Source organism: endosymbiont of unidentified scaly snail isolate Monju, from assembly GCF_000801295.1.
In the GTDB taxonomy this organism is placed as follows: Bacteria; Pseudomonadota; Gammaproteobacteria; order Chromatiales; family Chromatiaceae; genus MONJU.
On the sequence record NZ_AP012978.1, the window covers coordinates 857,315 to 878,694 of the forward strand.

At 59.3% G+C, this 21,380-nt stretch carries 22 protein-coding genes; 17 read left to right on the top strand and 5 right to left on the bottom strand.

From position 1 onward, the window contains the following. Positions 1-26: 26 nt before the first annotated feature. The 4 genes from EBS_RS04105 (at position 27) to mrcB (ending at position 6,502) form a co-directional block, all read left to right on the top strand. Positions 27-1,070 carry a c-type cytochrome gene (locus tag EBS_RS04105; protein ID WP_052199284.1) on the top strand — a complete coding sequence of 348 codons (1,044 nt, stop codon included), beginning with the start codon at positions 27-29 and terminating at the stop codon, positions 1,068-1,070. Further along, positions 1,067-1,561 carry a hypothetical protein gene (locus EBS_RS04110; RefSeq protein ID WP_052199285.1) on the top strand — a complete coding sequence of 165 codons (495 nt, stop codon included), beginning with the start codon at positions 1,067-1,069 and terminating at the stop codon, positions 1,559-1,561. Before EBS_RS04105 ends, EBS_RS04110 begins: the two co-directional genes overlap by 4 nt. Before the next feature lie 68 nt (positions 1,562-1,629). Then, positions 1,630-3,882: a DNA topoisomerase IV subunit A gene (gene parC, locus EBS_RS04115; RefSeq protein ID WP_043107479.1), complete on the top strand. Its 2,253-nt coding sequence runs from the start codon at positions 1,630-1,632 to the stop codon at positions 3,880-3,882. A gap of 217 nt (positions 3,883-4,099) precedes the next feature. Then, positions 4,100-6,502 carry a penicillin-binding protein 1B gene (gene mrcB, locus EBS_RS04120; RefSeq protein ID WP_052199286.1) on the top strand — a complete coding sequence of 801 codons (2,403 nt, stop codon included), beginning with the start codon at positions 4,100-4,102 and terminating at the stop codon, positions 6,500-6,502. Here the strand turns inward: mrcB and EBS_RS04125 are convergent. After that, entirely contained in the window at positions 6,472-6,930 is a 459-nt protein-coding gene (locus EBS_RS04125; RefSeq protein WP_043107481.1) for a CBS domain-containing protein, read from the bottom strand. The genes mrcB and EBS_RS04125 overlap by 31 nt on opposite strands. Before the next feature lie 172 nt (positions 6,931-7,102). Between EBS_RS04125 and EBS_RS12760 the strand changes: the two genes are divergently transcribed. The 13 genes from EBS_RS12760 (at position 7,103) to tsaB (ending at position 18,611) form a co-directional block, all read left to right on the top strand. Continuing rightward, entirely contained in the window at positions 7,103-7,663 is a 561-nt protein-coding gene (locus EBS_RS12760; protein ID WP_171816178.1) for a tetratricopeptide repeat protein, read from the top strand. Between the two features lie 14 nt (positions 7,664-7,677). Next, positions 7,678-7,965 carry a hypothetical protein gene (locus EBS_RS04135; RefSeq protein ID WP_043107482.1) on the top strand — a complete coding sequence of 96 codons (288 nt, stop codon included), beginning with the start codon at positions 7,678-7,680 and terminating at the stop codon, positions 7,963-7,965. Positions 7,966-7,972: 7 nt separating this feature from the next. Next, a complete protein-coding gene (locus EBS_RS04140) occupies positions 7,973-8,458 on the top strand; it encodes a hypothetical protein (protein WP_043107484.1) in 486 nt (161 codons plus the stop codon). A 4-nt stretch (positions 8,459-8,462) separates the two neighbouring features. Beyond that, positions 8,463-10,379: an ATP-dependent DNA helicase gene (locus EBS_RS04145; RefSeq protein ID WP_043109215.1), complete on the top strand. Its 1,917-nt coding sequence runs from the start codon at positions 8,463-8,465 to the stop codon at positions 10,377-10,379. Positions 10,380-11,299: 920 nt separating this feature from the next. Continuing rightward, positions 11,300-12,712 (top strand): hypothetical protein, encoded by a 1,413-nt coding sequence (locus tag EBS_RS04150; RefSeq protein ID WP_231892842.1) that lies wholly within the window; start codon positions 11,300-11,302, stop codon positions 12,710-12,712. 68 nt (positions 12,713-12,780) lie between these two features. Next, positions 12,781-13,305: a hypothetical protein gene (locus EBS_RS13875; RefSeq protein WP_148307647.1), complete on the top strand. Its 525-nt coding sequence runs from the start codon at positions 12,781-12,783 to the stop codon at positions 13,303-13,305. 84 nt (positions 13,306-13,389) lie between these two features. After that, positions 13,390-13,581, top strand: a complete 192-nt coding sequence (locus EBS_RS12765) for a hypothetical protein (protein WP_052199289.1) — start codon at positions 13,390-13,392, stop codon at positions 13,579-13,581. A gap of 9 nt (positions 13,582-13,590) precedes the next feature. Further along, positions 13,591-13,884 carry an antibiotic biosynthesis monooxygenase family protein gene (locus EBS_RS12770; protein ID WP_052199290.1) on the top strand — a complete coding sequence of 98 codons (294 nt, stop codon included), beginning with the start codon at positions 13,591-13,593 and terminating at the stop codon, positions 13,882-13,884. A 435-nt stretch (positions 13,885-14,319) separates the two neighbouring features. Next, positions 14,320-14,691: a hypothetical protein gene (locus tag EBS_RS13880; protein WP_148307648.1), complete on the top strand. Its 372-nt coding sequence runs from the start codon at positions 14,320-14,322 to the stop codon at positions 14,689-14,691. A gap of 737 nt (positions 14,692-15,428) precedes the next feature. Beyond that, positions 15,429-15,959 (top strand): hypothetical protein, encoded by a 531-nt coding sequence (locus tag EBS_RS13885; RefSeq protein WP_148307649.1) that lies wholly within the window; start codon positions 15,429-15,431, stop codon positions 15,957-15,959. Between the two features lie 472 nt (positions 15,960-16,431). Then, the gene (locus EBS_RS13890; RefSeq protein ID WP_148307650.1) at positions 16,432-16,959 is read left to right on the top strand and encodes a hypothetical protein; all 528 of its coding nucleotides are present in this window, start codon (positions 16,432-16,434) and stop codon (positions 16,957-16,959) included. A gap of 81 nt (positions 16,960-17,040) precedes the next feature. After that, complete coding sequence (locus EBS_RS13895; protein ID WP_148307651.1) at positions 17,041-17,697, top strand: hypothetical protein; 657 nt, start codon at positions 17,041-17,043, stop codon at positions 17,695-17,697. Positions 17,698-17,933: 236 nt separating this feature from the next. Beyond that, a complete protein-coding gene (gene tsaB / locus EBS_RS04155; protein ID WP_043107486.1) occupies positions 17,934-18,611 on the top strand; it encodes a tRNA (adenosine(37)-N6)-threonylcarbamoyltransferase complex dimerization subunit type 1 TsaB in 678 nt (225 codons plus the stop codon). Here the strand turns inward: tsaB and EBS_RS14195 are convergent. Genes EBS_RS14195 through EBS_RS04170 form a run of 4 tightly spaced genes read right to left on the bottom strand, consistent with a single transcriptional unit; the run spans position 18,604 to position 21,201 of the window. Then, entirely contained in the window at positions 18,604-18,822 is a 219-nt protein-coding gene (locus tag EBS_RS14195) for a CobW family GTP-binding protein (protein ID WP_408065682.1), read from the bottom strand. The two genes, tsaB and EBS_RS14195, sit on opposite strands and share 8 nt — an antisense overlap. After that, a complete protein-coding gene (locus EBS_RS04160) occupies positions 18,807-19,502 on the bottom strand; it encodes a CobW family GTP-binding protein (protein ID WP_052199291.1) in 696 nt (231 codons plus the stop codon). Before EBS_RS04160 ends, EBS_RS14195 begins: the two co-directional genes overlap by 16 nt. Then, entirely contained in the window at positions 19,499-20,275 is a 777-nt protein-coding gene (locus tag EBS_RS04165) for an ATP synthase subunit B family protein (RefSeq protein WP_043107487.1), read from the bottom strand. Before EBS_RS04165 ends, EBS_RS04160 begins: the two co-directional genes overlap by 4 nt. Then, positions 20,272-21,201 (bottom strand): hypothetical protein, encoded by a 930-nt coding sequence (locus tag EBS_RS04170; protein WP_043107488.1) that lies wholly within the window; start codon positions 21,199-21,201, stop codon positions 20,272-20,274. The genes EBS_RS04165 and EBS_RS04170 overlap by 4 nt, the downstream gene beginning before the upstream one ends. Positions 21,202-21,380: the final 179 nt, after the last annotated feature.

A 21,380-nucleotide genomic window follows, 5' to 3' on the forward strand; every position in this document is an offset into this window, starting at 1 on the left:
TCAGATCTGCACTGCCGCGAGGAATCATGATGCGAATCCATCGCCTGCTGGGGGCATGGCTGTTGTTGCTGTCCGTTCAGGCCAGCGCGCTCCCGGACGGCCGTCAGCTCTATATCGACCACTGCGCCGCCTGCCATCAATTCGAGGGATCGGGCGGTATCGGCCTGCCCCTGACCGCCGAGAAGCTCGTCGACTACAGTGACGACTACCTGGTACAGACCATCCGCAACGGCCGGCCGGGACGCATCATGCCGGCCTTCCAGGAACTGAGCGAGGCGCAGGTGAGCGCCATCGTGCGCTTCCTGCGCAAGCGGACGAACACCACGGATCGTCATTATGATCCGGCCCCGCTCGCGGGGGATCCACAGCGCGGCAAGGTGCTCTACGAGAAGCATTGCGTGGCCTGCCATGCACCAGACGGCATGGGAGCGGGCAAGGGCACCGGGGTGAGTATCGCGCGCAAGCGTTCCTTCCTGGTGATGCCCGCGGCGATCGCCAATCCCGGTTTCCAGAAGGCGGCGACCGACCGCATGATCCGCCGCATCGTCACCGTGGGCCGCCCGCAATCGGGCATGCCGGCCTTCGGCAAGCAGTTGTCGCAGGAACAGATCACCGACATCGTCGCCTGGGTGCGCGAGCTGGGCCGCCAGATGCCGCCGCGCGAGGCCCTGGATTTCGACGAGGAGCCCTCGCATGTCTTCGAGTCCCCCTATGACTTCGAGACCACGGTGCACAACGTCAAGCAGGCGCTGGTCGGCAACAATTTCCGCATCTTCCCCGACCGCTTCCTCGAACAGGGCCTGACCGACGAGTTCAGCGTGAACCAGCGGCAGGTGGGCATCCGCTTCTGCAACTTCAACGAGCTCTACGGCATGCTCAACATCGAGCCGCGCCTGGGGGTGGTGCTGCCCTGCCGGGTCACCATCCTGGAACGCCCGGACGGCAAGGTGCTGCTGGTGATCCCCAACCTGCGCGTGATTGCGCGCTGGTTCAACAACGACCAGCTGATCCGCCTGTGGGATCACATGGAAGAGACCTTCGCCGAGATCATAGACGAGGTGACCCTGTGAAGCGCGTACTGGCATTGCTGTTGCTGCTGTCGGCAGGCACCGCCCTGGCCGATGGCATGCTCATGAGTCGGGTGGCCATGAAGGCCGACCTGGCGATCGAATACCTCAAGACCGCGATCGAGGAGCATGGCTATGCGCTGGCGCACATCCAGAAGTGCGACAGCGGGCTGGCCGGTTTCGGTTTCCATTCCGACACCTACCGGGTGCTGTTCTTCGGCAAGATCGACGAGGTTCGGCGCATCAGCGGCGAACATCCCGAGTTCACCCCCTACCTGCCGCTGAAGATCGCGGTCGAGGCGGAGCGTGACGAGACCCTGATGGTGGCGGTCGATCCGACCACGCTGGAGCGCTATTTCGCCGAGGATCCCGAGATGGTCATCCAGTTCCGTCGCTGGAAGAACGATGTCCTCTCCATCTTCGCCGACGTGCAAAAGGCGGCCGGCGGACCGGTGGCGGCCCTGGACGCCGGCGAACTGCAGGCGGCGCGATAGGGCGGCCCGGCGGGGTGGCGGCGGTGTAGAATCCCCGCTTTCGCAGTAGTTCCGGAAGCACCCCGTCAATGGACCAGGAAACCGAATACAACCCCGACGGCACCGAGCGCCTGCCGCTCGCGCGCTTCACCGAAAAGGCGTACCTGGACTATTCCATGTACGTCATCCTCGACCGTGCCTTGCCTTTCATCGGCGACGGCCTCAAGCCGGTGCAGCGGCGCATCGTCTATGCCATGTCCGAGCTGGGCCTGTCGGCCGCGGCCAAGTTCAAGAAGTCGGCGCGTACCGTGGGCGACGTGCTGGGCAAGTTCCACCCGCACGGCGATTCGGCCTGCTACGAGGCCATGGTGCTGATGGCGCAGGACTTCTCCTACCGCTACCCGCTGATCGACGGTCAGGGCAACTGGGGCTCGCCCGACGACCCCAAGTCCTTCGCCGCCATGCGTTACACCGAGGCACGGCTCACCCCTTACGCGCAGGTGCTGCTCGCCGAACTGGGGCAGGGCACGGTGGAATGGCAGCCCAACTTCGATGGCACCCTCGAGGAGCCGAAGGCCCTGCCGGCGCGCCTGCCGAATGTGCTGCTCAACGGTGGCACCGGCATTGCCGTGGGCATGGCGACCGACATCCCGCCGCACAACCTGCGCGAAGTGGCGGCGGCCTGCATCCGCCTGATCGAACAGCCGAAGGCCACGGTGGCCGAGCTGTGCGAGCACATCCCGGGACCGGATTTCCCCACCGAGGCCGAGATCATCTCCGCGCCGGACGACCTGTTGCGCCTCTACGAGACCGGGCAGGGCTCGGTCAGGGTGCGCGCGCGCTGGGAGGTCGAAGCCGGCTGCGTGGTGATCACGGCCTTGCCCTACCAGGTGTCGGGCGCGCGTATCCTCGAGCAGATCGCGCAGCAGATGCAGGCGAAGAAGCTGCCCTGGGTGGAAGACCTGCGTGACGAGTCCGACCACGAGAACCCGACCCGGCTGGTGATCGTGCCGCGCTCCAGCCGCGTCGACCTGGAACGCCTGATGCGTCACCTCTGCGCCACCACCGACCTGGAGCGCAGCTACCGGGTGAACATGAACATGATCGGGCTCTCGGGCCGGCCCGAGGTCAAGGACCTGCGCAGCCTGCTGCGTGAATGGCTGGAGTTCCGCTTCGAGACGGTGCGCCGGCGCCTGCAACACCGCCTGGACAAGGTCAACGACCGCCTGCACCTGCTCGAGGGCCTGCTGATCGCCTTCCTGAACCTGGACGAGGTGATCCGCATCATCCGCAGCGAGGACGAGCCCAAGCCGGTGTTGATGCGCCGTTTCGAGCTCACCGACGTGCAGGCCGAGTACATCCTCAACACCCGCCTGCGCCACCTGGCGCGGCTTGAGGAGATGAAGATCCGCGCCGAGCAGGAAGAGCTGGACCGCGAACGCGCCGAGCTGGAGAAGACCCTGGGATCGAAGGCGCGCATGAAGACCCTGGTCCGCAAGGAACTGGCGGCCGATGCCGAGCAGTACGGCGATGCGCGGCGTTCGCCCATCGTCACCCGGCCGCCGGCCGAGGCCATGGACGAGACCGAGCTGGCGCCCTCCGAACCGGTCACCGTGGTGCTCTCCGAAAAGGGCTGGGTGCGCGCCGCCAAGGGCCACGAGATCGACCCGGCCGGGCTCAACTACAAGGCCGGTGATGCCTACCTCGACTCGGCGCGGGTGCGTTCCAACCAGCCGGTGATCTTCCTCGACAGCACCGGGCGCAGCTATTCCCTGCTGGCGCACACCCTGCCGTCCGCGCGTGGCCAGGGCGAGCCGCTCACCGGGCGCTTCTCACCGCCGGCGGGTGCGGCCTTCTGCGCGGTGATCGGTGGCGAGCCCGAGCGCTGGTGGCTGCTGGCGTCCGATGCCGGCTACGGTTTCCGGGTGCAGGCCAAGGACCTGATCGCCAACAAGAAGGGGGGCAAGGCGGTGCTCAAGCTGCCCGAGGGCGCGCGGGTGCTCAAGCCCAGCCCGTTGCACGACCCGGACACCGACCGCCTGGTGGCGGTGACCAGCACGGGGCACATGCTGGTGATTCCGGTCGCCGAGCTCCCGGCAATGGCGCGTGGCAAGGGCAACAAGATCATCGGCATCCCGTCCAAGGCAGTGGCCGAGCGTTCCGAGTACCTGGTGGGGGTGCTGGTGGTGCCGGAAGGCGGCCGGGTACGCGTGCTCTCGGGCAAGCGCCATCTCACGCTCAAGGCTGCCGATCTCAACGCCTACGAAGGCGAGCGCGGACGGCGTGGCAACAAGCTGCCACGTGGTTTCCAGAAGGTCGACGGCCTGCTGCTCGAGACGTAGGAGGTTCGGCCCGAGGACGGGCCTCCTACGAACCTGTGGGAGCGGCGTCCCCGCCGCGAACCTTCGGCCGGTGAGGTTCGGCCCGGGGACGGACCACCTGCGAATCTGTGGGAGCGGCGTCCTCGCCGCGAACATTCGGCCGATAAGGTTCGGCCCGAGGACGGGCCACCTGCGAACCTGCATGATTTGCCTCTTGCTGAAGCAACGAGATCTCTGAATGGCCAGACAACCCAAGCGCCGGCGCAAGCCGGCCACCCGAAAAAAGTCCACACGTCGGCGCAAGGCCGCTGCCCACGCTCCCCGCCGGCGCGCTTGGTGGCGCTGGCTGCTCGGCGCCCTGGTGCTGGGCGTGCTGCTGTTCGGCGGTTACCTGCTCTACCTGTCGCAACAGGTCCGCGTGGCCTTCGAGGGCAAGCGCTGGGCGGTGCCGGCGCGGGTCTATGCGCGGCCGCTGGAACTCTACGAAGGTGCGCCGGTGTCGGTGGCGCAGTTGCGCTATGAACTGACGGTGCTGGGCTACCGCAAGGTACGCCGCCCGCGCAAGGGCGCGGAATGGAGCCAGGCGCGGGGGCGCTTCATCATTCACACCCGACCCTTCGTGTTCTGGGACGGTGAACAGCCGGCCCGCCGCCTGACGGTGCGCATCGCCTCCGGCCGGGTGATCGGCCTGAGCGATGCCGCCGGTCGGCCGCTGGACCTGGTGCGCCTGGAGCCCGCGGAGATCGGCAGCATCTACCCCGCGCACAAGGAAGACCGCGTGCTGGTGCGCCGTGAGGACCTGCCCGAACACCTGGTACAGGCCCTGCTGGCGGTGGAAGACCGGCGCTTCTTTGAACACCACGGGGTCGATCCGCGCGGCATCGCCCGGGCCTTGTGGGCCAACCTGCGCGCGGGGCGCACGGTGCAGGGCGGCAGCACGCTCACCCAGCAGCTGGTGAAGAACTTCTTCCTCACCCCCGAGCGCAGCCTGTGGCGCAAGCTCAACGAGGTGCTGATGGCGCTGATCGTCGAGGCGCGCTACAGCAAGGACGAGATCCTCGAGGCCTATGCCAACGAGATCTTCCTGGGACAGGACGGCGATCGTGCCATCCATGGCTTCGGCCTGGCGGCACGGTTCTATTTCAATCGCCCGCTCACCGAGTTGCAGCCACACGAGACCGCGCTGCTGGTGGGGCTGGTCAAAGGGGCGTCCTACTACAATCCGCGACGCCATCCCGAGCGCGCGCGCAAGCGCCGCAACCTGGTGCTCGAGCAGATGCACCGCTTGGGCTTCCTCGATGCGCGGCAACTGCGTGCCTACCAGGCGCGTCCGCTGGGAGTGAGCGCGCGCGGGCACGGTCCGCAGCATCGTTACCCCGCCTTCATCCAGCTGGTACGCCGGCAGCTGGCGCGAGACTATCGCGAGGAAGATTTGACCTCCGAGGGGCTGCACGTCTTCACCACGCTGGACCCCTGGGCGCAGAAGGTCGCGGCCGAAGCGGTGGCGAAGGGGCTGAGGCGCATCGAGAAGACGCGCCGCCTGCCCGCTGGCCGCCTGCAGGCGGCGATGGTGATGGTGACGCCCGACCAGGGCGAGGTACGTGTCCTGGTCGGCGGGCGCCGCGCCGGTTATGCGGGATTCAACCGGGCGCTGGATGCGCACCGGCCCATCGGTTCGCTGGTCAAGCCGGCGCTCTACCTGGCGGCGCTGTCCGAGCCGCAGCGCTATACCCTGGCGACCCTGGTGGACGACAGCCCGGTACGTATCGAGCTGCCCAATGGTGACCTGTGGTCACCCGACAACTTCGATCACCAGGCGCATGGCCGGGTACCGTTGCACCGGGCGCTGGCGCAGTCCTACAACCTGGCGGCAGTGCATGTCGGCATGGACATCGGCGTGCAACGGGTGATCGATACCCTGCACGCGCTGGGCGTGGAACGCGAGATCCCGCCTTATCCCTCGGTACTGCTGGGGGCCTTGCCGCTGGCACCGATCGAGGTCGCGCAGCTCTACCAGACGATTGCCGCCGGTGGCTTCCGCGCGCCGCTACGCGCCATCCGCGAGGTGCTCGACGCCGACGGGCAACCCCTGCAGCGCTACCCGCTGGCGGTGCGCCGCACGGTCGATCCGGTGGCCGCCTTCCTGGTGAGCGAGGCCCTGCAGGAAGTGGTGCGCGAGGGCACGGCGAAATCCCTGCAACGTTGGCTGGGCGAGGGCTTCGCGGTGGCCGGCAAGACCGGCACCACCGATGACCTGCGCGACAGTTGGTTTGCCGGCTTCGGTGCCGATCGCGTGGCCGTGGTCTGGGTGGGCCGGGACGACAACCGGCCGATCCGGCTGACCGGCTCGCGCGGTGCGCTGCCGCTGTTCGGCCGCGCGATGCGTGCGCTGCACCTGCAAGCGCTCGATCCGCTGCCGCCCACGGGCGTCGAGTATCACTGGATCGAGGACGACAGTGGCATGCTCTCAGCCGAAGGCTGCGAGGGCGCAATCCGCCTGCCCTTTGCCGCTGGCTCCCAGCCGCGCCTGCGCTCCGCCTGTGGCGAGCGCGGCGGGCCGGGGGTGCTGGACTTGGTTGCTGAAGCGTTGAACGCGCCGGGGGCTGCCGCTCAGAGCCGCCGCTTGGCGTGTTCGCGGTAGATGGCCTTGTGCACGTCGCCGAGGCTGAGCATGCCGACCAGGCGCTCGCCCTCGGCCACCGGGATGCGGCGGAAGCGACGGCCGACCATGCGCGCGGCGGCCTTCAGGATTTCCATGTCCGGCGACACGCTGATCACCCCCGGGGTCATCAGGTCGGCCACCTTCTTGGTGGTCATGTCGGCGTACTTGTTGAGCGCGGTTTCCAGGTCCATCGTGGCGGTGCCGCTCTCGGTCATCACCTCTTCGACGGTGGGGAACAGCGAGTCGAGCACGTCCTTCTCGGCGATGATGCCGACCAGCCGGTTGTCCTCCTCGACCACCGGGATGCCGCTGACGCGGAACAGGCACATGGTGGTGACGACCTCCGCGAGCGGGGTATCGGGGGCGACGGTCTTGAGCGAGGTGGACATGACGTCTTTGACCAGCATGGTACATCTCCTTTTGTGGCAAGAGCGCGGCCGGTTCCTTCTGCGGGGATGGCTCGGCGCATGGGGGTCGAACGCATTATATGGCAGGGTTTCGGGCGGATTGAAAGTGCAGGGTTCGAACAATGGCACGATGCTGCCGTGCCGCCTGTCGCGATTCGGCAATTCCATTACAATGCCCGCATCGTTCCGCACGCAAGGACTGGCCATGCCTCTCAAGCGTTTGTCGATCGCTGCGGTGTGCCTGTTGCTGGGCGCCTGTGGCTCGCCCTACCGCATGGATACCCGACCGGCTCCCGTGGAGTCGGTGAGCGGACAGCGGCCGGCCGATACCGCCACGGCCCTGGCCGGTGGTGGCACCGAGGTCCGCCCCTATCGCCCGCCGGCGCAGGTGGCACGGGTACGCCCGACGGCCTCGCCGGCGGTGCGCAAGCTGTTGCGCAAGGCGGCGGCACAGCGGCGTGCCGGCGACTATGCCGCCGCCCAGGCCAGCATCGAGCGCGCACTGCGCATCGAGTCGCGCAACCCGCGCCTGTGGAACCGCCTGGCGCATCTGTATGCCGACCAGGGCCAGTACGCCTGGGTCGAATCCTTTGCCGCCAAGTCCAATGCTCTGGCCGGCAGCGATCCCATCCTGCAGGCCGACAACTGGCAGTTGATCGCCACCACGCGCGAGGCACTGGGTGACCGGCGCGGGGCCGAACAGGCGCGCCGCAGGGCGCGCATCATTCAATAACCGAGGAGGGCCCCATGGCCGAGATCCAGTTATCCAACGAACTCTTTCAGGACATCATGCAGGCAGTGGACCGGCAGCACCCCGGGGCCGACAACGGCCTGGTGCTGCAATACCTGGCCGCCGTAACCGGCTATCTGCTGGGCAGCGAGCGCAACCTGCCGGCGGAAGAGAAGGAGACCTATTTCCAGCAGCTGTGCGAATTTGCCGACCGCGTGTACCGCGACGTGCAGGCCCAACAGCAGCAGCCTCCGCGCCCGCCCGCGGGCGATGCCTTTGGTTACTGGGAACCGCCACAGAAGTAACCCCGTCGTGGCCACGCCCTATGCCCCGGACAAGCTGATCGCCCAGGCGCGGTCCCTGGCCGCCGAGTATCGCCGCGCCATGGGCAAGCCGCTGCCCGGGGTGAGCAGCGAGATCGCCGAGCACGATGCCATCCGCCTGCTGGCGCTCGAGCCGCGACCGGAAGGCGAGGCCGGTGGCTGGGATGCGCGCGATCCGCGCAGTGGCGAACGCTTCCAGATCAAGTCGCGCCTGATCGCCGCCGACAGCCGGGGCGGCGAGCGCATCGGCCAGCTCAAGCTCAACCAGTCCTGGGACGCGGTGCTGCTGGTGCTCATGGACGAGGACTACCAGCCGCAGGAGATCTGGCGCGCCCGCCGTGACGACCTGCTCGAGTACATCGACAGTGGCAGCGCACGGGCGCGGCGCGGTGCCATGTCGGTGGCGCGTTTCCGCGTCCTCGGCGAGCTGGTGTGGGACGCGGTCGGTGGGCGTGCGGAAGACGGCGAAGACTGAGGTGTTGTCCGATATCGAGGAGGTGCTGGGGGCCGATGGCCTGCTCTCGCGTGCCATCGAGGGCTTTGCGCATCGCCCGCAACAACTGGCCATGGCCGAGGCGGTGGCCGAGGCGATCGAAGAAGGCGAGCACCTGATCGCCGAGGCCGGCACCGGCACCGGCAAGACCTACGCCTACCTGGTGCCGGCCCTGCTGTCGGGGCGCAAGGTGGTGATCTCCACCGGCACCCGCAACCTGCAGGACCAGCTCTTCCTGCGCGACCTGCCGCGGCTGCGCGAGGTGATGGCCAGCCCGGCGAAGGTGGCCCTGCTCAAGGGACGCGCCAACTACCTGTGCCTGCACCGCCTGGACCTGGCCCTGCAGGACGCGCGCGGCCACCCCAGGGACCAGTTGCGCTGGTTGCTCAAGGTGCGTGACTGGTCGCTGCGCACCGAGCGTGGCGACATCGGCGAGATCCGCGACGTGCCCGAGGACGCCCCCATCTGGCCGCTGGTCACCTCGACCACCGACAACTGCCTGGGACAAGACTGCCCGTCGTGGAGCCAATGTCACCTGGTCGAGGCGCGACGGCAGGCCCAGGAGGCCGACCTGGTGGTCATCAACCACCACCTGTTGTGCGCCGATTTCGCCATCCGCGACACCGGCTTCGGCGAGCTGCTGCCCGCGGCCGACGTGTTCGTCATCGACGAGGCGCACCAGCTGCCCGAGGTGGCGAGCAACTTCTTCGGCGAGACCCTGAGCACCCGTCAGGTCACCGAACTGGTGAGCGACACCCGCGCCGAGTACCACCGCGAGGCCGGCGACCTGCCGAAGATCCTCGACCAGCTCGATCGTCTGGACAAGGCGGCGAAGGACCTGCGCCTGGCCTTCGAGGGGCGGCCGGGACGGGGCGCCTGGGCCGAGATCGAGGACGACGCCAGGATCGGCACGGCCCTCGACACCCTGGCGCGCGAGCTGGAGACCCTGCATGGCCTGCTCGAGACCATCGAAGGGCGCGGCAAGGGGCTGGATGCCTGTCAAGCGCGCTGTGCCCTGCAATTGCAGACCCTGGCCGGCCTGCGCGAGCCCGAGGCGCCCGAGCAGGTGGTGCGCTGGTTCGAGGTGTTCGGTCACAGCCTGCGGCTCAACAGCACGCCCATCGACGTCGCCGAGGTCTTCAGCGGGCAGATGCGCCAGCGCCCGGCCACCTGGATCTTCACCTCGGCGACCCTGGCGGTGGGCGACAGCTTCACCCACTTCCAGCACCAGCTTGGCCTGTTCGCGGCGCGCACCGCGCGCTGGGACAGTCCTTTCGACTTTCAGCAACAGGCCCTGTGGTACGTGCCGCGCGGCCTGCCGCCGCCCAGTGATCGCGGCTATGTGCAGGCGGTGATGCGTGAGGCATTGCCCCTGATTCGCGCCGCGCGTGGTCGCGCCTTTCTGCTGTTCACCAGCTATCGCGCCCTCAACGAGGCGGCCGACTGGCTGGAAGAGCAGAAACTGGACTACCCGCTGCTGGTACAGGGCGACCAGCCCAAGGCCGAGCTGTTGCGCCGCTTCGTCGAACACGGTAACGCCGTGCTGCTGGGCACCGCCAGCTTCTGGGAAGGCGTGGACGTGCGCGGCGACGCCCTCTCGCTGGTCATCATCGACAAGCTGCCCTTCGCCTCGCCGGGCGATCCGGTGCTGCAGGCCCGGCTGGACGCCATCCGCGCGCGCGGCGGCAACCCCTTCATGCACTACCAGGTGCCGCAGGCCGCCATCGCCCTCAAACAGGGCGCCGGCCGCCTGATCCGCGACGCCAACGACCGCGGCGTGCTGGTGGTCTGCGACCCCCGGCTGCTGAAGAAATCCTACGGCCACACCTTCCTGGCGGCCATGCCCGACTTCGCGCGCACCCGCGACCCCGAGACCGCGCGCGCCTTCCTCGAAGCGCTGTAGCCTGGACCAGGCTCGATCACGATCTCCTCTCCCATGTCGGTGGGGGAGGCCGGGAGGGGGCTTCTCGAACAAGGAGTCATGCTCCCTCCTGACCTCTCCACAAGCGAGAGACGGTTTCCCGAAGGACGCAAAGCGCGGTGGGGTATTTGCATGCCAGGGCGTGGGGGCGATAGACTGGCCCGACTCCCGGGAATGGAGATCCTGCTCATGACGCGTGGGAACATCGCGAAATGGAAACGGCACGGACGCCTCGAACGCGTCCGGCAGCACCCTGCGCCCGCCCCGTATCTCCCCTCTATCGACATCCCCCTTGCCGATCTCCGGCCACAACAAGCAATCCCTCGGAAGCCGCTCCGCGCCATAGAGTCGGGAGCCTTGCCGATGCGCCGGCAGGCGCGGAGGCGCGCTTTTAGTCGATACCACAGACAGGCAGCACCTTCAGGCATCTGGCGACCTCCTTCGGCCAAGGAAACGCGATCTCCAGCCCGTTCCGCCAATCCCCGTGATGGACAGAATCTGTCTATCGCGATGGCAGCAGATGCCGTCTATCACCAGAAGCATGCGGTGGGCGTACCACCGATCGACCGGGGCACGGGGCCCCGGGAAACACGGCGGATCAGCTCGGATCAGGGCGTCTGTGGGCAGCGAATGGGAATGTGGTGTTGGCGTAACTTATGGAATCAACGGGATTTTTTTCTCCATTCGTCCAGATTCCAGCCGCACCGGGGAAAGGCGTATCTTCAGAAAGCGAACCCCATGCAACAGACAGGGAGAGAAGAAAACGGCGATCGATAGAAGGGAGAATGACCCGTGATAGACGGCATCCGTCTATCACGGTGTACCGAGATTCGGTCTAATACACTGTTATGTTTAAAAAGTAGATTGATCACATATCATGGCAAAAAAAGAAAATTATATCAGTGGCGGTTGAATTGGCGACTGATGATGTTGAATATTGTGACTTCGACTCAGATACTTCTCTTCTCGATTGGGATATCGTTCTTTTTAAGCCTGCAATAGATGAATTTATTGATTATTCAAGTCATTTCCAAGGGAAACCGAGCCTTTCAGATAGCAGTTCATTTCGCCTAAAAGAGAGAGTCGAGCATTGGCGCAGAGAAATCAAAGATGCTGTCGAATCAGGTAAGACGGTGATCGTCTTTCTGGCTGATCTTAATCTGGTCTATATTGACACTGATAGAAGGGAATATTCAGGCACAGGGAGGAACCAGAAAACCACGAGAATCGTCAGTGAGTATGACAACTATCAATGCATACCCGCGAATATCAGTCCAGTAAAGGCAAAAGGAAGCGCCATGAGAATTACACCCCGTGGATCTGAATTGATTGCTAGCTACTGGAAAGAATTCGAAAAACATTCAAAATACAAAGTGATTCTGTCTGGTGATAAAGTGCCAACATGCATAACAACAAAAAGCGGTGAAAAGTCTGTAGGGGCAATATATAAAAGCAAGAACTCTAGCGGTGCCCTAATTTTCCTTCCAGATATTGATTTCTATGATGATGCTTTTCTAGAAGGAAAGGATGATAGACAGGTTTGGACCGAGGAGGCAAGAGTTTTTGCCTCGAAGATGTTAAAGGCTGTAGTAGCAATCGATAAAACATTAGAGAAGGAAGGCGAATCGACACCAGAGCCAGAATGGGTAAAAGATGAACAATACGAACTAGACAAAGAATCAAAAGTAAAGGCGAGTCTACTGAAAACTGAAGAACGTCTCGAAAAATTACAATCTCAAAAAGGGAAACTTCTTGAAGAGCTGCGCGACCTTAGTAGATTGAGGAGCCTGCTCTATGAAAAGGGCAAACCACTAGAACACTCTATTATCGATGCTCTTTCGATCATTGGTTTTACTGCAGAACAGTACCACGATACCGAATCAGAATTTGATGTGGTCTTCGAATCAAAAGAAGGGCGTCTCATCGGAGAGGCTGAAGGCAAGGATAATAAGCCAATCAATATAGATAAGCTACGACAATTAGAAATGAATATCCATGAAGACTTAGAAAGGGATGAAGTTGATAAGCCTGCAAAAGCTGTTTTATTTGGTAACGCCTTCAGGCTAGAGCCCGTAGGTAGTAGGTCGGAGCCTTTCACTGCTAAATGCAAAAGTGCTGCCGTGAGGAGTTCAACTGCACTAGTATTTACCCCGGACCTCTTTAGAGTTGCTCGCTATTTGTCTAATAAAAAAGATGCAAGGTTTGCCGCGAGATGCAGAAAGGCAATATTGAAAACAACAGAATTAGTGGTTTTTCCGGAGGTGCCAGAGCAACCAGGAACCCATTCAGAAGATGTTGCTGAAAGTAAAACATAACAAGGTGCTCCACCTGACCGCTATTCCGCTGCGCTTCATAGCGGCAGGTGAGCTTGGTCGTTAGCCCCATGAAAAAGACAGAAATACATATTGAGCAAGGTGATGCGCTTGAACATTTAATGCCGTTTATTGAAGGTAAAGTATTTCATGTCTCTAGGGTGAGTAATTGGCAAAGTATTAAGGTTGCAGGAGAGATACTACCAAACAAAAATGGTGAGCTAGAAACATCATTTGGATCATCAAGTAATTATTATTTTAAAAATAAAGGCTGTGTATCTGTATTTGACTATAGAAATATCCATGAAGAAAAACCTCAAGAGCATATGCACAAATGTAGACCCACGAAACCACTAACTCCTGAAGAAGGAATAGTTATTTTCATACTAAAAGAGGAATGCTACGACAAATTAGCACTATGGGATGGATGGAAGCAAGGTGATATGAGGCAAATGGTTGTTCCTCATGTAGAAGCAGGCTTTCCAGGTACAATTGAGCTATCTCAAATTGAAGAAGCGTTATTCGTAACTATGGATGAAACTGAAAGCACTCAATTGGTGAAAGCATTACGGTCTTTACGAAATGTTCAGGGCTAACAATACGCTCGTTCGGACGCAAACTACGCTGCGCTTCGTTTGCGCCACGCAGCTTGGTCGTTATGTGTAAAAGGAGCAAAGAGAATGGGGTGGGACTATGACACTCAATGTAAAGAATGTGGCGCTAAAATAAGAGTTACTGAACGTCCTATGGGAGTTCCTGGAGGAAAAGAAAAAGAGCAGGCATATTGTCCAAAATGCAATGCGTTGGTTGCTGAGCATATGACAGATGGTTTTATTGATGCTCGTCTTATTCAAGATGAATCTGAGGAATAAAAGTAAAAAATGTACGCTGTCATATTCAAAGCAGAAATCAATGAGCTTGACGAATCTTATTCCGAAATGGCATCTCTAATGAGAGAGCTTGCAATCAATAAGTATGGTTGCACTGAGTTCACTTCAGTTACTGAAGAAAAGCAAGAAATAGCAATATCCTATTGGGAAAGTCAAGAGCAGATAAAGAAATGGAAACAAGATGCAGAGCACTTGGTAGCTCAAGAGTTTGGTGCATCTAAGTGGTACAAGTCTTATCAGGTACAAGTTGTAAAAATAGTCCGTGAATATAGTAAAAACACATAACAAAGCCGCTCAACTCGGACACACCTCCGCGACGTTCAATTTGTGCTTGAATAGCACAAATTGCCCGATGCTACGGTTTGCCGGTTAGCGGCAACGTTAGCTGCAAGGAGAAGCGAAGATGATCGTAGACTGGATAGTTTATGGCCTGATAATTTTGGGGCTGGCAACGATACTGAATAAAACAGCGTTCAAGAATACACCTTCCTCACGAGGCGTTGCTTGGGAACTGACGATATTATTTTTTCGTCAACGTTGTTGCCTTATCTGCTGCTAAATTACATAAGATACCAAGTAATTTCAGAAGATATAGGTATGACAATTACACCGAGAAATCCCCTTGATGTGGGCGGTGCATTTGTTTTTGCCTACTTGTTTCTCTCTTTTCTGAATAAAAAGGAAAAAGTGAAGCCAGAGCTATAGATTAAGGACATAAACATGAACAATGTAATCCGCATATTTTCAATGCTATTGGTTTTAATCGTATCGGCTCCAAATGCATTTGCGGAAATCAAACTTTCAAATGCTTTGGTTAAAGACATTGGCCGCGCTTATGGCTTCTACTTGGGTCAAAACTATTCATTGAGTGAAATTTCTAAGACATATCCCTCATTATCAGGGTTGGCGCTAATAGCACAGGAAGAATTTTCAGTGGCCTTCAAATCTTCGATTGATGGCATGGATGCTTTAATGGCTAAATATGGTAAAAGCGAATGGAATAAAATCAAAAAAAACTCGCCAAACAAATTGCAAATTCTATCAATATTGAACAAATATCAGAAACGCAAGCTCGTCAGTTTGTTGGATTAGTTCGAGAAAGGGCAAAAGGAAAAATTGAATCTCCTATCCTAGAAACATTACTGCTTTTCAAACCAGATTACGAAAAACGGCCAGAACGTGAGTTTCTTGATGGTTATAAATATAAATACACAACAAATGGTAAAGGTAAGGCCAAAGGGGTTGCTTTTTCCATTGAGATCCCAAAGACATGGGCTGCTAAAGAGGGTAATCGCCCTAATATCGTACAAAAATTCGTTAGTGAAAACGGAAGAGGATTCGAGTTACTGCTTGTCTTAATCGGAGAGATTCCGCTTCAGCTTGGGGAAATAATAACAGAAAAGGACGTCGCGGAGACACTCAACCCAGATGATATTAAAGATTTTCTCCCTGATGGTTCTAAATACATAAATAGTGGGAAGCTGACTCTAGAAAATCTTCCAGGTTTTTGGGTTCAATTCAAAATTAATATGTCGAGACTACGGTACTCCGTTGGAATGGAGGGGGTTATGTATGTGATTTTCTACAAAAACAAAATGATTCAAATACAAGGCCAAGTAATGACATCTGTAAACGGGAAGCCGATGGATCGAGGTGGGCTAAGAAAATACGAAAAGTTGTTTGATCTAATGGCAAATAGTTTTGTGATTGCTAACTTGTATAAATAGCAGCTAACAACCACATGCGCTCGGACATCAACAAGCGGTGCTCGTTCCTCGTTCTGCTTTTTGATTCCACTGATGTGAGGCTTTATGTCAATTAGGAATAAAATGTCACAAAACATAAATATTAAAAAGGGGTTGTGGCGCTTATGGATAGTAGCTACATTTATATGGCTTCTGTCTGTAGCTATATATCATGCTGCTTCAATTTCTTATTGGGCTGGTTATCACTTTCAATTTCTTATTGGGCTTGTAGAAACCAATAAGACATTTTTTCAAGCGATAGAGGAAAAAAAGAAGGCTAAAGCGCTGATTTTATCTTGTAAACTTGCGAAACGAGTCGCATGTGATTTTGATTTGAATAAAAGTAAAATGCGAAAATGTATGAGCACGGAGGAATTTAAAAAAGAATTTATTGACAATTTAGAATCTAGTAACATCATTAAAAGGGATAAAGTTAAAAGCATTAATGATGAAATTGATAATAGCGAAATAGCTGGCATTTGTGAGGATATGCTAAATATACATATACCTGAAATAAATACTCTTTTTTTAGTAACTATACTTATGGTGCCTTTGTCTGCATTAGTAATATATTTTATTGTTTTGTGGTTCCTTAGAGGGTTTATAAAAAATTAGAGATGCGTCATGAACGCGGGAGGCCCTTGTTGCTCCTGATTGGAGTCGGCGATTGTCCAGGGCATATGGCTATTGAGGCACGAATGCGAAATCAGGAAACGGAACTAGGCCAGAGTCTAAAGGCGATTGATCCGCCCGAGGTAGCTAAGTGCATCAAACCCCTACAAAGGGCGAGACAACTGAAGGCGGCAAGGGACTCGGATCACCTCATAGTACTCCGAGACGGTAGGGGCGATCACGTGGGGAAGGGGGTGACAGTCATGCGTATTCGGCAAAGGCAACCTGTCTGGGACATAGTAGGGCTCGATCAGCACAGGCCAACCTTCTTGGCGAAAATATCCATGGGATGCATTGCATCCCCTGCGCGGGTGAGCATGGCTGAGGAGCCCGGTGCGGGAAAACCGCACGCCGGGATTTGTGCAGGGGGCGTCGGGTAACCGGCATCCCTACTGCGACGAGTGCATGTGAGAAAATGTTCGAGATTATCGAATTAACACTTGAGCAATCAGGTGCATATAAAAGCATTAAGCCAATGCTATATGGAAATATTTTTCACGTGACCCCGCAGCATAATTTAGCCAGCATCCTTCATGACCGAGAAATACGCCCAAATGATAGTGGCAATCTAGAAGGTGCATTTGGAAAATTCAGGAAGTCGTACGCAAGAGTACGAAGCAGGGTGTCTCTATTTGATTTCCATAACCCACCCGGGTCAGAAATCGAAAAGAATATATACAAATGCCTTCCAACTAGCGATGCATCGGCCGATACTCCGCTAGCATTCTTGTTCCTGGCGGAGGTTTACTGGTTTAATGTTATACCTTATTCATCAGCCGAATTTGACGCAAATTCTGATCAACAGATTGTACCGCATGTCGAAGCAACTTGCCTTGGCGCAATCCCTTTGGAAGCAATAGATAGAATCATCAAGGCAACCTTCACTGAAGACCCTAATTCAATGGCAAATATATTGAATAGATCACGCAATAATGCACTCTAACAAAAAGTTAGACAACGCTCGTTCCTCGCTCGGACGCGCTAACGCGCGCTGGTTAACTTGGCGTTAAGAAAAAGAATACGGATGGACACCAGCTACGAACAATCTAGGGAATTCGTATTCTTTGTTGATGCCCTTAAGTACTCTTTCTCTGCAGCTGATAGGTACTATAAGAGCGTTCAAAGCTCCTTAACTGAACTGGAGAAATCAGGTATTTCTCAAATCCAAGAGAATCAGATCGTTCCGATAATTTCGGATGCGTGGAGCATGATTGATTCAGCACACCGAATACGGGAACTGATTCAACAGGCGCCGAAGCTCAAGAAAAACTCATCAGAAATACAGGTATTCATCAGGACCACAAAAGAAGTCGAAGATTTACGCCATTACGTACAACACCTCAGAAAAGGAATCTATTCACTTCCGGAGCAGTCTACGCCGATATGGGGCGTCCTTTCATGGGTGTCGAGCACCGAAGAGAAAACAAGCTTCACAATAATATCTGGCACTCCAAGAAAAGATGTCAGCGTTTATTCATGTGCATACGACACCCTGAACAATAAATTTGCACAGAAGTTAATTCTCAGCGTAAACAACCAAAGAGTTGATATGTTCAGTTTAAACCAACGAATACAGGCATTACTGAAGTTCGTAAAACAGTGGGCAGAAAAAAAGGGGTATGATTTTGGTAATCGGAAAATACCTGTATTCACGTTTCGCGTACAAACGCCGTCTGCTTAACAAGCGCATCCAGCGGACGCGAAAAACGCGCTGCTGATGCTAGTCGTCATCGTATCCCAGACCCCTGAAAAATCCATATTCTCCTCCCCTAGGCAACAGGGGTGAGGTAGAAGCCACCTCCGTTCCTCCCCCGCAAGCGAGGGAGGAACGGGTTCGGAGGTTCCTTTGCGCCCCTTGTGCTGATTCCCCCGAGCCCACAAGCCTGAAATCCCCGCCCGCCGTGTACAATCCGCGGCATGAAGATTCTCTCGCTGGATACCACCGAGCAGGCCTGTTCGGCAGCCTTGTTGCTGGATGACGAGCTTGTCGAGCGCTTCGAGATCGCGCCGCGTCAGCACTCGCGCCTGCTGCTGCCCATGGTCGAGTCCCTGCTGGCCGAGGCGGGCCTGGCGCTGGCCCAGCTCGATGCCCTGGCCTTTGCGCGCGGGCCGGGTTCGTTCACCGGGGTGCGCATTGCCACGGCGGTGGCGCAGGGTCTGGCGCTGGGCGGCGATCTGCCGGTGGCGCCGGTCTCCAGCCTGCTGGCGCTGGCGCAGGGGGCTGCGCGCGAGAGCGGCGCCGGGCAGGTGCTGGCATTGTTGGATGCGCGCATGCAGGAGGTCTATGTCCTGGCCTGCGTGCGGGGCGAACATGGCCTGATGGAACCGCTCGGTGCCGAGACGGTAGGCCCCCCTGCGGCCGTGAGCCTGCCCGGCGGCGGAGACTGGTTGCTGGCCGGCAGCGGGGTGGCGGCTTACGGCGAGGTGCTGGCGCACCTGGGCGGAACGCGGCTGCCTGAGTGGCAGGTGCATGCGGCGGATGTGGCGCGGCTGGCGGTCGCCCTGGTGCGCCGTGGCGAGACGGTGGCGGCCGAGGCGGCCTTGCCGGTGTATCTGCGTGACCAGGTGGCGCAGAAGATGACGCCGCTCAACTGAGCAGGCAGCGGCGCAGCGCCGTTTCCAGCGCCTCGGCCTCCAGCGCGGCCGGGTCGATCAATTGCAGGCGCGAGGCCGTCTGCTCATCGGTTTCCCTTTCACGCACCGCTGCCGCATCGGTGCCGGCGCGGTTGTATTCGAGCAGCCCCTCGGGGGTGTGCAATATCCCCTTGATGCGTTCGCAGGGCAGGGCGTTCAGCCAGTCGAGCAGCGCCGTGCGTTGGAAACGCCAGCCGGTTCCGGCGCCGCTTCGTCGGCGAGCAGGAAGGCATGGGCCTCGGGGAAGCTGGCCGTGCGCGGGCTGGCGTCCAGGTATAGCAGGCTCGGGTCGATGCGCCCCTGTTCGGTGACTGCCAGGCGTGCCGGCGGGGGTCTCAGGGTGGCGGCGAAATCGAGAAAGGCCTGTTCCTGCACCGGGTCACAGAGGTCGGCCTTGTTGGCGATCAGCACGTCGGCGAGGTGGATCTGGTCGCGGAACACCGGGTGTTCGAGATGGCGGGGCGAGTCCAGGTGCCGGGGGTCGATCAGACACAGAGTCGCCTCCAGGCGCAACACTTCGCGGTAGAGCGGCGAGCGCAGGCGCTCCAGGATCTGCGCTGGATGTCCCAGGCCGCTGGGTTCGATGAGGATGCGCTCGGGCCGGTGAGCGCGGATCAGGCGGTTGAGCCCGACCTCGAAGGCCGGTGCGGCGACGCAGCACAGGCAGCCGCCGGCGACCTCCTCGATGGCCACACCCGTCTCGTCGAGCAGGGTACCGTCGATGCCGATGTCGCCGAACTCGTTGACCAGTACCGCCCAGGTTTCGTTCTCGGGATGGTGCGCCAGCAGGTGCCGGACCAGGGTGGTCTTGCCGGTGCCGAGAAAACCGGTGATCAGATTGACCGCGATCATTCGCCGCCGGTGACGCCGGCCCGGGGGGCGTCCCTTGCCGCCTTGCCGTCGTCGCGGAAGTAGTAGTCGTAGTTGCGGTGCAGGTGGTTGGTGAACTCCCAGGCCTCGTTGTAGGACAGGCCGCTGTTCTCGGGGAAGATCACCTTCACGTACAGGCCGTTGGGATGCTGCTTGAGCAGGCGGCTCAGTACCCGATCCAGGTGCTTGCGGCTGATCGGCTGGAACTCGCCCTTGTCGCCCTCGTGCCAGGCGATGCGGTATTGGCCGCCTTCCTTCCAGTAGCGTACCTCGACCACGTGGCGGCCGGCCGGCGAGCGCGCCGGGCGCACCAGCTTGTCGTACTTGACCTTGAGGTTGTCATAGTCGCCGACCAGCACCAGGTACTTGCGCTCGAGCGCGTCGCGCGCCTCTGTCAGGCGGTTGATGGTCGCGATCTGGTCGGTGATGACCTTTTCACGGTCCACGGCCTTCTCGCGCAGGTGCAGGATCTCGAGCCGGGCCTGGCGCAGCTCGGCCTCGGTGCGGTGCAGGGCCATGGAGAGGCTGTCCTTTTCCTCGCCGGTGGCACGCGCCAGCTCGGCGGCGATGCGTTCGGCCTCCATGGTGGCGCGCAGTTGGCGCACCAGCTCCATGTTGCGCACCAGCAGCACCACCAGGGCGATCAGGAAGATCATGACCACGGTGGTCATGATGTCGGTGAACGAGGGCCAGAAGCTCTCGTTGACCTGGTCCTCCTGGCGGTTCAGCCGTAGATCAGTGAAGCCGTCGTTCATTCGTCGTCACGCAGGCGGAAGCCCAGGCGCAGCATGCGCAGGATGTCCGTCATGTGGTCTTCGAGATTGTCCACCTTGCCGCGATAGTGCTCCAGGGTCTCGACGATCTGCTGCTCGGTCTCCCGGAAGGCCTTCTGCGAGTTGGCCATCTCGGCGACCAGGGATTGCAGCGAGCGGATCAAACCGGTGAACTCGTAGAGCACGGTGTCGGTCTCGACCTGGAAGCGCGGCATCAGATAACTGGTGGTGACCTGTTCGATGGCGCTCACCAGGTTGGTCTGGGCGTCGTTCAGCCGCAGGTAGAAATAGCCGAAGAACACGTAGCAGACGATGGCGGTGATGGTGGTGGACAGCGCGGTGGACATGCCGTGGATCACCATGCCCATGCCCGAGGCCGACACGGCGTTCTCGAGCACGTCCGAGGCACCGATCAGGGCGATCGACAGCGACACGATGGTGCCGAACACCCCGGTGAGGATGAGGATGTTGTTGACGAACTTGGCCAGGCTGCTGCGCGTGCTCTCGGCGGCCACCAGGGTGGAGGCCAGCGCGTTCTGGTTGATCGGGGTGTGGGTCTCGTGCAGCTTGAGCAGGGTGCGGTAGCGTTGCGCGATCAGGCTGCGCTTCGGCACGCCGCGCAGCGCCTCGTCGGGACGCTTGTGCAGGTTGCGCACGAAGCGTGTCAGGGCGGCCTCTTCCCGGGCATAGCCCATCAGGCTGATGGCCATGCGCGACATGCCGACCAGGAACAGGACCATGATGGCGCCGTTGATCACCCAGCCGAGCTCGGTGAGCTGGTCCTTGAAGTAGATGGCGTTGACCAGGCCCCACTTCCAGTAGACCAGGGCGCCGGCCGCGACGATCAGCACGAACATGCGCAACAGGGTGTTGCGGCTGTAGTGGCGATGGAAGTTGATGTTGTCCAAGACCTTGTCCTCGTGCGCGGGCCGTTGGGGACCGGCGATTCTAGCAGCCTGCCGGACTTGACGCTGTCCGGCTGCAAATCCGCGGATAGCGATCAACTGAGCTTATCGAATTCGTCAAATAGGCCCGCTATTCTCCTCATTCGAATAAGCTCATCTGATCCGCTCCCGCGAATTTTCGC

What these genes read in the sequence shown, in the direction of transcription:
- EBS_RS04160 (WP_052199291.1), bottom strand. Translation starts at nt 19,502, where the DNA reads ATGATCGCGGTCAATCTGATCACCGGTTTTCTCGGCACCGGCAAGACC.
- tsaB (WP_043107486.1), top strand. Translation starts at nt 17,934, where the DNA reads ATGAAGATTCTCTCGCTGGATACCACCGAGCAGGCCTGTTCGGCAGCC.
- EBS_RS12770 (WP_052199290.1), top strand. Translation starts at nt 13,591, where the DNA reads ATGTACGCTGTCATATTCAAAGCAGAAATCAATGAGCTTGACGAATCT.
- EBS_RS13885 (WP_148307649.1), top strand. Translation starts at nt 15,429, where the DNA reads ATGTCACAAAACATAAATATTAAAAAGGGGTTGTGGCGCTTATGGATA.
- EBS_RS04105 (WP_052199284.1), top strand. Translation starts at nt 27, where the DNA reads ATGATGCGAATCCATCGCCTGCTGGGGGCATGGCTGTTGTTGCTGTCC.
- EBS_RS13895 (WP_148307651.1), top strand. Translation starts at nt 17,041, where the DNA reads ATGGACACCAGCTACGAACAATCTAGGGAATTCGTATTCTTTGTTGAT.
- parC (WP_043107479.1), top strand. Translation starts at nt 1,630, where the DNA reads ATGGACCAGGAAACCGAATACAACCCCGACGGCACCGAGCGCCTGCCG.
- EBS_RS04135 (WP_043107482.1), top strand. Translation starts at nt 7,678, where the DNA reads ATGGCCGAGATCCAGTTATCCAACGAACTCTTTCAGGACATCATGCAG.
- mrcB (WP_052199286.1), top strand. Translation starts at nt 4,100, where the DNA reads ATGGCCAGACAACCCAAGCGCCGGCGCAAGCCGGCCACCCGAAAAAAG.
- EBS_RS12765 (WP_052199289.1), top strand. Translation starts at nt 13,390, where the DNA reads ATGGGGTGGGACTATGACACTCAATGTAAAGAATGTGGCGCTAAAATA.
- EBS_RS12760 (WP_171816178.1), top strand. Translation starts at nt 7,103, where the DNA reads ATGCCCGCATCGTTCCGCACGCAAGGACTGGCCATGCCTCTCAAGCGT.
- EBS_RS13880 (WP_148307648.1), top strand. Translation starts at nt 14,320, where the DNA reads ATGAACAATGTAATCCGCATATTTTCAATGCTATTGGTTTTAATCGTA.
- EBS_RS13875 (WP_148307647.1), top strand. Translation starts at nt 12,781, where the DNA reads ATGAAAAAGACAGAAATACATATTGAGCAAGGTGATGCGCTTGAACAT.
- EBS_RS04125 (WP_043107481.1), bottom strand. Translation starts at nt 6,930, where the DNA reads ATGCTGGTCAAAGACGTCATGTCCACCTCGCTCAAGACCGTCGCCCCC.
- EBS_RS13890 (WP_148307650.1), top strand. Translation starts at nt 16,432, where the DNA reads ATGTTCGAGATTATCGAATTAACACTTGAGCAATCAGGTGCATATAAA.
- EBS_RS04165 (WP_043107487.1), bottom strand. Translation starts at nt 20,275, where the DNA reads ATGAACGACGGCTTCACTGATCTACGGCTGAACCGCCAGGAGGACCAG.